This is a genomic window from Psychrobacillus sp. (assembly GCF_056205495.1).
Genome location: NZ_JBAEAP010000318.1, coordinates 1 through 12,012, shown reverse-complemented (window position 1 = coordinate 12,012; position 12,012 = coordinate 1). Strand labels below are relative to the sequence as shown.

Here is a 12,012-nt window from a genome sequence, read left to right as displayed (position 1 = left end):
CTCACCTCAAGAAGCTTGTTCTGCAGAAAGCCAAAGGGTATTATTATGACTCAGAACCCTACTTTTCATGATAACTCTACTACAGAAAAAAACCTTGAGCTAGATCATAACTGATCCTGCTCAAGGTTTTCTTGTTTATCTTTTACTAGCTCTAAAACTACTGGTTTTGGAGCCACACCTGTTTTTTTAACAAGGAAATAAGCACAGCCAAAATTGCAATACTCGTACAAATAATCCTTCATCGTACTAATTTTCGTATCAAATGTTGCCTTTTGGTTACGATCCTCGAAAAACCCTTTTAGGCGAAGCTGACCATATCCCCAGTCTCCCATAATATAATCATACTTTGTTAAAATCTCACTGTAACGCTCCAAAAAAGCTTCTTCTTTAAATGCTTCTCGGTAATCTTCTATTACTTCATAAGTGAAGCCTTCTGCTATTATCATACATTCACCATCCATTAGCTATTACTCTTGAACAGCTAGTAATTCCTCACCTTGTTGCTGTCTTTGCTTCGCAGCAGCATTTACTTGCTCATCTGCATGATAGCTACTTCTAACAAGTGGGCCTGCCTCACAATGTGAAAAGCCCTTACTCATTGCTATCTTACGCAATTCTCCAAACTCAGCTGGAGAATAATATTTTTGAACCTTTAAATGTTTTTTCGTAGGCTGCAAATATTGACCAATTGTCATAATATCAACGTTATTTGCACGTAAATCATCCATAACCTCAATGATTTCTTCAAACGTTTCCCCTAAACCTAGCATTAACGATGACTTTGTAGGAATGCTTGGCTGCATTTCTTTTGCACGCTTCAATAGTTCCAATGAACGGTCATATTGTGCACGTGCTCTAACTCTTGGAGTCAATCGACGTACCGTTTCAATATTATGGTTCAGGATATCTGGCTTCGCATCCATAATGTTACGGATGTTTTGCTCAATGCCCCCCATATCCGAAGGAAGCACTTCAATTGTAGTAAAAGGATTTTTTCTTCGAATTGCACGGATCGTTTCTGCAAAAACCTCTGAGCCGCCATCTTTTAAGTCATCCCTTGCTACAGCCGTTACTACAGCATGCTTAAGATTCATAATAACTACTGAATCTGCCACACGTTCTGGCTCCGCTAAATCTAGTTCATTTGGAAGTCCAGTCTTTACTGCACAGAAGCGACATGCTCTTGTACAAACTGCTCCAAGAATCATAAATGTAGCTGTACGACGAGATCCCCAGCACTCATGAATATTAGGGCATCTTGCCTCTTCACACACAGTATTTAAATTGTTTTCGCGCATTAGTTTTTTTAAGCCTTTATAATCTTCATTCGTATTTAGCTTTATTTTGAGCCATTCAGGCTTGCGCTCATGCTGTTCTTTTGGTGGCTTACATGATGTCACGATTCCATCCCCCATTTCAAATAATCTGACTTCACTGTTGTCAATGTACCATATTATTTGAATTCAAACAACCTTCTAAAAAAGCTAAATAGAATGCTTGTTCCCACTTTTATTACTAAGGGTCCAAAACCCAAATAATAGAATGAGGATTCCTACTACTGTTATTAATCCTATCATGACAGAGCCTGTCAATCCTAATACTAAGTATCCGATTGCAGCTATTATTGCACTAATAATTGCGTACGGCAGCTGTGTCATCACATGATCAATAACATTAACTCCAGCTCCTGTAGCTGACATAATAGTAGTGTCCGAAATTGGTGAACAGTGATCTCCAAAAACTGCTCCTGCCAATACTGCTGCTAATACTGGTAGCAATAGCTGCGGATCGATTGCCATGATAATACTTGCACCAATTGGAAGCAAGATTCCAAACGACCCCCACGAAGAACCTGTAGCGAAAGCCATGAAGGCCGTCAGCACAAACATTAGAACTGGAATAATACCTACGGGAACATTGTTTTCTGTAACAATCGTTGCAAGAAATGCACCTGTTTCTAATGCTGTAATTAGATAAGACAATGCCCATGCGAATACAAGAATCATAATGGCAGGAAGCATAGATTGAACACCTGTACGTAAAGCCTTCCATACGTAGCTCATATTAGCATCTGGGTTAACCTTGAATTGGCGCGCGTACAACAGGAAGGATAAAATACTTGCTATCAATCCACCTATAAATAACGATAAAGGAACATCTGTGTTTTCAAAGATGACAAATATATCTAAAATTCCACCGGACAACTGATAGCCTGTCCAGAACATCAACCCTAACGTCACCACTACTAAAGAGATGATTGGAAGCAATAAATCGATAACCTTCCCATACTGATTGTCAGGAAAATCTCCATCCATATCTCCCGGATTTGTTTTATTTGGATCAAATAATACTCCTGTTTCCTTCGCACGTTTTTCATGCTTCTTCATTTCAAACAAATCAAAATCTGTCCATGCGGCAAAGAACACCATCGCTAAAGTAGCTATAACATAGAAATTCATTGGTGCCATTGTGATAAAAGCTTCTAGCGGAGTGTATTCTGTTACAGCATGTGTTGTGAAAATAACACCTAGCTGGCTGATCAAAAATGCTCCCCAGCTAGAAACTGGTGAGATTACACATATCGGTGCAGACGTAGAATCGATGAAATAGGCTAGCTTTGCACGTGAAACCTTATGCGAGTCCGTAATTGGTCTTGCAATTTGTCCTACTGCTAATGCATTAAAATAATCGTCCACAAAAATAATGATTCCTAAAAAGGCTGTTAATAGTTTAGAGCCTCTTTTTGTTTTAATACGTTTGATCGCCCAATTAGCGAAAGCCGTGCTTCCTCCTGACAGGCTGACAAAAGCGGTTACTACACCTAACAAGAGAATGAACAATAAAATATAAATATTATATACATTTAATCCCCCATCCCAAAAAGAGACTTTAAAGGAATCCCATAACATTAACAAAGATCCAACAGGGCTAAATTCCTCTACTAGTAAGGCTGCAGAAAGAATACCTGCTCCTAAGGATAACAAAACTCTTTTAGTCACTAAAACCATGATGATAGCCAGTAGCGGTGGCACTAACGAAAAAATTGTATTCTCCAAAACTGTTCCTCCTTAAATATAAAAAAGCCAACCTATAGTATTTTATAGGTTGGCTTATACATGAAATTTTAGTTATAACACTTTATTTCACTTGTGTAGCTCCCCATTTACATGTCCCCATATAAATGACAGTGTTATTCTTGTTCAAAATAACCCCAACTAAGCATCCATTGACTAGACATACTCAGTTTCGGCAAAACTTCCTTTCTATTACGATCAACGGAGTCACCCTCCCGTAACATACTATTAAGCAATGCGGCCTCTACCTATTTATTATTCATTTTTATCTATTCTAACAGTAATTTAAGAAAAATGAAGTTTTTTTAATCTTCCGGTAACGGTATAGGTACCTCCACCGATGGAGCAGCCGACCCATCCCCACCTGTATAAATGTGTGGAACCTGCCCTTGTACTAGACCCATAGCTACCGGTATATTCTGTTCCACAACACTCATTTTACTAGCAAGCGGGACGATGATTTGTACATTCACCTTAATGTGGATACTAATTTCTACATACGCATTATTAATACCGAACTCGGTAATAGTGGGCACCACATTTGACTGAACGTTTCCGATCACATGGAATCGAATAGGTATTTTCGGACCAAGGTTTCCGATTAAGGGAATATTCGTTGCTTGCCCCATCGGAACAAAGAATACAACCCCGCCTTGATCCTCCATTGTTTGCTTATCATACTCAATATCATCCAAGTAAGGAAGACTAGAAAGATTTCCCTGCTCCGCTTGCTCTAGATGAGATTGAACCAAACTATTTGTATCAGATAGCACTCGGTTAATAATTTCTGTATTGAATTTAGTTGTGACCATATTTTTACTATCTGAAGGGACCTCTTCAATAATATCGTTTACATCTAGAACATTTGCTGTACGCGAGTTGATCGCCTTACTTATTACCATAGAGGCAATCTTATTAGTTTGCACTTCAGCATATTGTAGATAGGTTGGGGTCAGTTGCGCATTTATGTAATAAAATACGTAAGCCACTGACAATAAAAAGCATGTTAAAAAGATGGCTAATTTGCGTTGAGTGCTAAAAAATATGAAACGCTTCTTCTTTTTGCGATAAAACAACGAAAAAACCTCCTCATTACTTTTATGTAACGAGGAGGTCTATTATGCCCTACATTTATTCTCTTCCTGTATTCCATACCATTTTACAACATCTCGTATAGTTTCCGGCATAATATATTGCTTTTTCGCGGTCTTAAAAGAAGGAAAGAAAAATCCAAATGTGAACATGTCTAGCGTCGCCAGCCTATACGTATCGTTTAACATTAACGGCTCCCCTTTAATGAGTGGTTTCCCATCTACATCTTCTTCAATCCGTTCATACAAAATGGCGCCCAAATATTTTCCTCGGAACCCGAGACCTTTTACTTCTAAGGTAGGCCATTTTTCATTTTTGGCAAGCTCAATCACTTCAAGTAGCTCTGCTCCGCTTAGTGTAACAATACATGGATTGATGGGATGTGGCAGACATTGATGTAAATTCCATGCAGTTACTGGCCCTTTAGGCAAATCCGTCAGGAAAATCCCTGCTGGGAACATGGCACAATCCGCATTTGTATAGGAAAGCAATGCCTTGCCGAAGAAGTTCGCTAAACTTGAATGGTTGAACCATTCTTTCTCTAAGGTTGAATTACTATGAAAAACAGCATAAGATAGCTGTTCTTTTCCAATTTTCTCCCACTCTTTCCTTGTGTGCCCTGCATTTTTAGGGACAGGCAGCTCAGCTGTAGGAAATACAACTGCTTTTTTAGAAACAACACGTTGCAAGGAATGATCGTACTCTAAATTCACATAGCCCACATACATCCCAAATTTCCCTGTAGCGGCCTGCAATGTATTCCCAATCATTTTCCCGTCCTCGAACAAATGATGCGTGTGAGCGCCTAAAATTAGGTCCAGAGAGGGTATCAACTCACATAGTTCTTCATCCTTGGACTTTCCTAAATGAGACATACAAATAAGGATATCGACATGAGGAGAAATCTGCTCAGCAACGGCCTGCAGTCTAGAAAGAGGATCCTGCAATCTCCACCCAAGCTTTTCATAATAAACACTATAATCCGCAGTAGCAGCTATAATCCCAATTCGAATTCCAGAGGGCGTCTGATGAATTTTATAAGGCTTCACCCACCTAGGGATATTCCCTTCTAAATCCGTAAAATTAGAAACTATAACCTCGAAATCGGCCTGTTCATATAACGAATCCAATTCTTCGTGACTCAATGTGATCCCTTCATTGTTTCCAATCGTGGCGTAATCATATCCGGCATCATTTAAGAGCTTCACGTTTCCCTTCCCAAGCGTTCCCTCCGTGTATATATTCGAACGATCCACGTGATCGCCGATATCTAAAGTAAGAGAGGCTTCGCTTGCGTGCTCTTTACGTCTTTCAGAGAGAAAGTGATGAATAGACGGCCAATTTTCTAAATGACTATGCAAATCATTTGTATGATAAATATGAATGGTCTCTCTCAGCTTTCTCACCTCTTTTTTATGCGGGCTATCGCTCGCCTTTATTAAAACAGCCCATCTATAATAGATCTTATTCCTAGCAATAGCAGTACTATTCGAAGTGCTGTAACAAGCGTTTCTGAATTTAGCTTTTTATTCAGCTTAGCACCAATCTTTGCTCCAATATATGCAGCAGGAATGACAGGTATCGTATATAGCCATGGTACGTTTCCTAAAGATATATGCGTTGCAGAATTGACAATGGACGATAAAAATACCATAAACATAGAAGTTCCCACGGCCACATGAGGAGGAAACAGAAACAATAGAATCATGGCAGGCACAATCATCGAACCTCCACCGATTCCAAATAATCCAGAGGCAAAACCTATAAAAAAGGTTAAAGCTAGTGCAAACCAGACTGGATATCCATATACATATGTATTTTCCCCATCCTCAAAGGTACGCTTCTTGCCATGCTTGACAAACCATTGCACCGGCTTCAAATATTTACGAACTAGTAAAAGAACGGATAAAATGACAAGCAATATACCAAAGTATAGGTTAAACGAAGGGAGATCTAATCCTTTGTTTACCCAAGCACCTAAAATGGTTCCCGGAATACTTCCTATAAAAAATATAAATCCACTTTTAAAATCCACCGTCTTAGACTTCATATATGAAAGTGTAGAAGACAGACCAATAAAAATCATCATAACAACAGATAAACCTACGACACTTTGCGGCGTAATATTCGGGATTAAGTCGAGCGTGGTACCAAGGAAAAGTACAGCAGGCACTAAAATTACCCCACCGCCTAACCCTACTAAGGCACCGATCGTCCCTGAAAAAAGACCGCTAAGCACTAATAAAAACCACTCCATTTAAAAATCTCCTTCAAAAAGATTTAATTGCTTAGGCGCAAGTCCATCAAACTCTATGTTAAGCATTTGCTGAAAGGCTTTAGCATTTTTAGCAGCATGACCACCAGAGTTATTATTGAATACAACAAGCACTTCGGAAGCCTGCTTAGCTAAAACCTCACAAACTGACTGAATATAAGCAAGCTCCTGCTCATTATAATCATATAAATAGCGGACTTCTCTCCACTTTTCGTTATTTCCTGGATTCTTCCACCCATAAAAGTTTCTCCCATGTAGACGGACCAACACTTTATCAGAAGTAGCAACCGGCACTACAGGTATGCTGCCTTCTCCATTCTGTGGCTCATCGCAGACACTATGATGAAAATTATTATCCTTTAAAAATTGAAGAGTCGAATCTTTATACTCCGGAAGATACCAGGATTGATGGCGAAACTCAATGACCACCTCAAAATCCTTTAGCTCCTCTCGAATTCTTCTCATATATTGCACATTATCCTTCTCACACTCAAACCAAGGTGGAAACTGAACAAGCACCATCGCAAGCTTCCCCGCATCCTTAAGCGGCCCAAGCATCTGACGATGACTTTCAAACATTTCCTCTGGGGACTTAAACGGATTCTCCCCTCTCAAATGCCCTGTCATCCCTTGATAGGCTTTCACGATAAACTGAAAATTATCAGGAGTCTCACGAATCCACTTTTCTATATTTCGCTGCGGTTGAATCGCATAAAACGACGCATCCAACTCGACAATCGGAAAATGCGCACTATAATCCTGCAGCTTCTCCCTAGACGAAGAAACATAAAGATCTGGATGATCCCCCCAACCAGTTAACCCAATTTTAATCATCAAACCACCTCTTCATTATTACTAATTATCATATCATTTCCCTCATCAAACAGACAAAAAAATGAGTTGATGGAAAGTGTTATTGCTCCGCAAAACTAAGTGTTGCGGGAAATCTGCAAGGTGTTGCGCATATTATTCGAACTGTTGCGGGAAAATAAAGTGTTGCAGATAATCTGTAAAGTGTTGCGCTAGATGTTAAAGTTCCTTAGCTAAAGGCTTTTTTTATTTCCTCCCACAAAACAATTATATTGTCTTACTACTTAGTTTATATAAACCCAGATATCTTTCAATGAAAATCTTTTTTTAATGAATAAACCTCTTTTATTAGTACAAAATAAAACATGCACGAAAGTATAATCTAATATGAATCCAGAAAAGAGGAGCTAGCATGTATTACTATAAAGAGGAACTAATAAACCCCATTATGCCTGACCGTCCAGATCCGGAAGCAGCGAGAGTACTACAAGAAATACTAGGTGGCCATTATGGTGAGATGAGAACTATGATGCAATTCTTTTTTCAAAGCTCAAATTTCCGAGGGAAAGACACTCAATTTAGAGATTTACTCCGCGGAATTTTCCTAGAGGAAATCGCACATGTAGAGCTAGTACAAAACACGATCAATCAACTTCTAAATAATTCCGGTGAATCCGCTGTTCCAGGTAACGCTGGAGTAGACAACGCACCGTTAAATGATGCTACGAGACATGCGAATCCACATCATTTCATCATTGGTGCACAGGCATCTATTCCTTTTGATGCAGCTGGGAACCCTTGGAACGGATCTTGGGTATACTCACATGGGAACCTGATTGCCGATTTGCTAAATAACCTTGTCCTAGAGTCGACAGGTGTGCTACAAAAAACACGTATTTATGAAATGAGCTCTAACAAAACGTTCAGAGAGACACTAGCATTCCTTATTGTGAGAGATAATGCTCATCAAAACGCATTTGCTAAAGCTTTAGAAACGTTAGGCGTGGATTGGGGCAAGCTATTCCCTGTACCGAACTACGATATAAATAAATACCCAGAATGCAGAAAATATGTAGAGATGGGATACCATAATGCACAATTCAACTTTAGGCTAGACCCTACTCGCATAGGCGAAATATTCCAAGGTCAGTCCCCGAGCCGGAACGATGGCACACTTTCCGTAGTTGATCCTCCAAAAGGATTTCCAGTACCTTTAATGCCTGATATGCCAAATGAACATAGTCCTGGCATTCAAGATATGAATAACTAAATTAACTTTTCCCTAGTCACTAATGTGATTAGGGAATTTTTACGTATTATTTCTATAAAAAAAAGAAGACGAACTATAAAGTTCGCCTTCTCTAAGATAATCAAGTCGCACACAATTGGAACGACTTGATAATTGAATTTATTAACCGATAGAACCTTCCATTTCAAACTTGATCAGACGGTTCATTTCTACTGCATATTCCATTGGAAGTTCTTTTGTGAATGGCTCGATGAAGCCCATTACGATCATTTCAGTTGCTTCTTCTTCACTAAGTCCACGACTCATCAAGTAGAATAATTGTTCCTCTGACACTTTTGAAACTTTCGCTTCATGCTCTAGAGAAATATTATCGTTCAAGATTTCGTTGTATGGAATTGTATCAGAAGTAGACTGATTATCCATGATTAAAGTATCACATTCAATGTTAGCACGTGCTCCTGTTGCTTTACGTCCAAAGTGAACGATTCCACGGTATGTTACTTTACCACCTTGTTTAGAAATAGATTTCGAAACAATAGTAGAAGAAGTATTTGGAGCTAAATGCATCATTTTAGCACCAGCATCTTGGTGTTGTCCTTTACCAGCGATAGCGATAGAAAGTGTCATTCCACGTGCGCCTTCACCTTTAAGGATAACTGCTGGATATTTCATTGTAAGCTTAGAACCAATGTTACCATCAATCCATTCCATAGTTGCGTTAGCATCACAAACAGCACGTTTTGTAACTAAGTTATATACGTTGTTTGCCCAGTTTTGGATAGTAGTGTAACGGCAATAAGCATCTTTTTTGATGATAATTTCAACTACTGCACTGTGAAGTGAGTTAGTTGTGTAAACAGGAGCCGTACATCCTTCAACGTAATGTACAGAAGCACCTTCATCAACAATGATTAGTGTACGTTCGAATTGACCCATATTTTCTGAGTTAATACGGAAGTATGCTTGAAGTGGAGTATCCACTTTTATGCCTGGTGGTACATAGATAAATGATCCACCTGACCATACTGCTGAGTTAAGGGCAGAAAATTTGTTGTCAGAAGAAGGGATTACTGTACCAAAGTGTTTTCTGAAAAGATCTTCGTTTTCACGAAGTGCAGAGTCAGTATCTTTAAATACGATTCCCAAGTCTTCAAGCTCTTGCTTCATGTTATGGTAAACAACCTCAGATTCATACTGTGCAGAAACACCCGCAAGGTATTTTTGTTCTGCTTCAGGAATACCTAATTTATCAAAAGTTGCTTTGATTTCTTCTGGTACTTCATCCCAAGATTTTTCAGTTTGTTCAGATGGTTTTACATAATATGTGATTTCATCAAAATTTAGTGGCTCTAGATCTCCGCCCCATTGTGGCATTGGCTTAGAGTAAAAAATTTCTAATGCTTTTAAGCGATAGTCTAACATCCATTGTGGTTCATTTTTCATACGGGAAATTTCTTCAACGATATCTTTCGTTAAACCACGTTTTGAACGGAAAATGGATACGTCTTTATCGTGGAAGCCATATTTGTAATCACCAATTTCAGGCATTTTTTTTGCCATCGTATTTCCTCCGTTCTGATTTTATTTCTTTTCTTCTGAAACGCCTTTTTCCATTGCTTTCCATGCAAGAGTTGCACATTTGATACGTGCTGGAAATTTAGATACGCCGTTTAAAGCCTCGATATCTCCGAGGTCAATAGAATCGTCATATTCCTTTCCAAGCATCATATCAGAAAAGATTTGAGAAAGCTTAAGCGCTTCATCTATATTTTTACCTTTGATCGCTTGCGTCATCATTGATGCAGAAGACATGGAAATGGAACATCCTTCACCATCGAATTTTGCATTTTGTACAACGCCATCCTCTACTTGAATAGTCAAGTGGATACGATCTCCGCAGGTTGGGTTATTCATGTCTATTGTCAATGCGCCATCCTCAATACTACCTTTATTGCGAGGATTTTTGTAATGATCCATAATAACTTGTCGATATAATTGATCTAAATTAGAAGACATCTCCAAAATACTCCTTAGCAGTGCGTAGGCCGGCAACGAGAAGATCTACATCCTCTTCAGAATTATAAATGTAGAAGCTTGCTCTAGCAGTTGCAGTAGCTTTTAACCACTTCATAAGTGGCTGCGCACAGTGATGTCCTGCACGAATAGCAATACCATTCATATCTAGGACTGTTGCGACATCGTGAGGATGTACTTCATCTAAATTAAATGTAACAATTCCAGCTCGTTTCAACGGATCCTGAGGTCCATAGATCGTTAAGCCTTCGATTGTTGACATTTTTTCCATAGCATAGGCAGCTAGCTCATGCTCATGTTTTTCGATTTCAGATAAACCGATTTCTTCCAGAAAATCTATAGCAGCAGCTAAACCAATTGCTCCGGCAATGATTGGCGTTCCACCTTCAAACTTCCAAGGTAGCTCCTTCCATGTAGACTCTTGTAAGCCTACAAAGTCAATCATTTCTCCACCAAATTCAATTGGCTCCATTGCATCAAGTAAAGCCTCTTTCCCGTAAAGAACGCCGATACCCGTAGGTCCACACATTTTGTGTCCAGAAAAAGCAAGGAAATCACAATCTAACGCTTGTACATCAAGCTTCAAGTGAGGAGCAGCTTGTGCCCCGTCCACTACCATTACAGCTCCATGTGCATGTGCGATTTGAGTAATCTCTTTAATAGGATTCATCGTGCCTAATACATTAGATACGTACACGACCGATACTATTTTCGTTTTTTCTGTAATTGTTTCACGGACTTTTTCCAAAGATAGTGTACCATCTTCTTCTAAGTCAATATATTTAAGCGTTGCTCCCGTTTCCTTCGCTAGTTGCTGCCAAGGAATAATGTTCGAGTGATGCTCCATATACGTGATTACAATTTCGTCGCCTTCTTTTACGTTCGCAAGCCCATAGCTTTTTGCCACTGTATTGATGGCAGTAGTTGTACCACGAGTGAAAATTACTTCCTTCGTTGATTTAGCATTGATAAAGTTACGAACCTTTTCACGGGCACCTTCATAACTTTCCGTTGCTCGGTTACCAAGTGTATGCACACCACGGTGAACGTTGGAGTTATCAAATTCGTAGTACTTTCTAATAGCCTCAATGACTTGAATCGGCTTTTGAGAAGTAGCTCCGCTATCTAAATATACAAGTGGATGACCATTAACTTCTTGATTAAGAATTGGAAAATAGCTTCGAATCTCTTTTATATTGAGCATTAGCGAACTTTCCTTTCAATTACCTCCGTCAGCTGTTTCTTCACGCCTTCGATTGGTAGTTCATTTACTACTGGTGCAAGGAATCCATGAATTACTAGACGCTCTGCATTTTGTTTAGAAATACCACGACTCATCAAGTAGTACAGCTGAAGTGGGTCAACTCGACCAACAGATGCAGCATGACCTGCTGTTACATCGTCCTCGTCGATTAATAAAATCGGGTTAGCGTCTCCGCGAGCTTTTTCGCTTAACATAAGAACACGAGATTCTTGCT

At 39.2% G+C, this 12,012-nt stretch carries 12 protein-coding genes and 1 riboswitch; of the genes, 1 reads left to right on the top strand and 11 read right to left on the bottom strand.

The genetic code is table 11. The features are described 5' to 3' along the window. Window positions 1–104: 104 nt before the first annotated feature. The 7 genes from AC06OU_RS09430 to AC06OU_RS09400 form a co-directional block, all read right to left on the bottom strand. Window positions 105–446 carry a YutD family protein gene (locus AC06OU_RS09430; RefSeq protein WP_475855405.1) on the bottom strand — a complete coding sequence of 114 codons (342 nt, stop codon included), beginning with the start codon at window positions 444–446 and terminating at the stop codon, window positions 105–107. Window positions 447–467: 21 nt separating this feature from the next. Continuing rightward, on the bottom strand, window positions 468–1,415 hold the full coding sequence (gene lipA, locus AC06OU_RS09425; protein ID WP_298468811.1) for a lipoyl synthase: 948 nt from the start codon (window positions 1,413–1,415) through the stop codon (window positions 468–470). A gap of 69 nt (window positions 1,416–1,484) precedes the next feature. After that, the gene (locus AC06OU_RS09420) at window positions 1,485–3,056 is read right to left on the bottom strand and encodes a Na+/H+ antiporter NhaC family protein (RefSeq protein ID WP_475855403.1); all 1,572 of its coding nucleotides are present in this window, start codon (window positions 3,054–3,056) and stop codon (window positions 1,485–1,487) included. Between the two features lie 88 nt (window positions 3,057–3,144). Next, window positions 3,145–3,329, bottom strand: a riboswitch (Lysine riboswitch). A gap of 50 nt (window positions 3,330–3,379) precedes the next feature. Beyond that, window positions 3,380–4,150, bottom strand: coding sequence for a sporulation protein YunB (gene yunB, locus AC06OU_RS09415; RefSeq protein WP_169359637.1), 771 nt, complete (start codon window positions 4,148–4,150; stop codon window positions 3,380–3,382). Window positions 4,151–4,192: 42 nt separating this feature from the next. Then, entirely contained in the window at window positions 4,193–5,572 is a 1,380-nt protein-coding gene (locus tag AC06OU_RS09410) for a bifunctional metallophosphatase/5'-nucleotidase (RefSeq protein WP_475855401.1), read from the bottom strand. Window positions 5,573–5,604: 32 nt separating this feature from the next. Further along, on the bottom strand, window positions 5,605–6,423 hold the full coding sequence (locus tag AC06OU_RS09405; protein WP_169359636.1) for a sulfite exporter TauE/SafE family protein: 819 nt from the start codon (window positions 6,421–6,423) through the stop codon (window positions 5,605–5,607). Further along, window positions 6,424–7,275 (bottom strand): DUF72 domain-containing protein, encoded by an 852-nt coding sequence (locus AC06OU_RS09400; RefSeq protein ID WP_475855400.1) that lies wholly within the window; start codon window positions 7,273–7,275, stop codon window positions 6,424–6,426. It abuts the gene before it with no gap. 388 nt (window positions 7,276–7,663) lie between these two features. Here AC06OU_RS09400 and AC06OU_RS09395 point away from each other — a divergent pair, with 388 nt between their 5' ends. Further along, complete coding sequence (locus tag AC06OU_RS09395; protein ID WP_475855398.1) at window positions 7,664–8,521, top strand: manganese catalase family protein; 858 nt, start codon at window positions 7,664–7,666, stop codon at window positions 8,519–8,521. Between the two features lie 141 nt (window positions 8,522–8,662). Here the strand turns inward: AC06OU_RS09395 and sufB are convergent, their stop codons facing one another. The 4 genes from sufB to AC06OU_RS09375 form a co-directional block, all read right to left on the bottom strand. Next, a complete protein-coding gene (sufB, locus tag AC06OU_RS09390; RefSeq protein WP_475855397.1) occupies window positions 8,663–10,060 on the bottom strand; it encodes a Fe-S cluster assembly protein SufB in 1,398 nt (465 codons plus the stop codon). A 21-nt stretch (window positions 10,061–10,081) separates the two neighbouring features. Further along, window positions 10,082–10,516 carry a Fe-S cluster assembly sulfur transfer protein SufU gene (sufU, locus tag AC06OU_RS09385; protein WP_169359632.1) on the bottom strand — a complete coding sequence of 145 codons (435 nt, stop codon included), beginning with the start codon at window positions 10,514–10,516 and terminating at the stop codon, window positions 10,082–10,084. Then, window positions 10,506–11,738: a cysteine desulfurase gene (locus AC06OU_RS09380; protein WP_475855395.1), complete on the bottom strand. Its 1,233-nt coding sequence runs from the start codon at window positions 11,736–11,738 to the stop codon at window positions 10,506–10,508. Before AC06OU_RS09380 ends, sufU begins: the two co-directional genes overlap by 11 nt. Next, on the bottom strand, window positions 11,738–12,012 hold a 275-nt coding region (locus AC06OU_RS09375; protein ID WP_475855394.1), incomplete at its 5' end, for a SufD family Fe-S cluster assembly protein. The genes AC06OU_RS09380 and AC06OU_RS09375, both read right to left, overlap by 1 nt.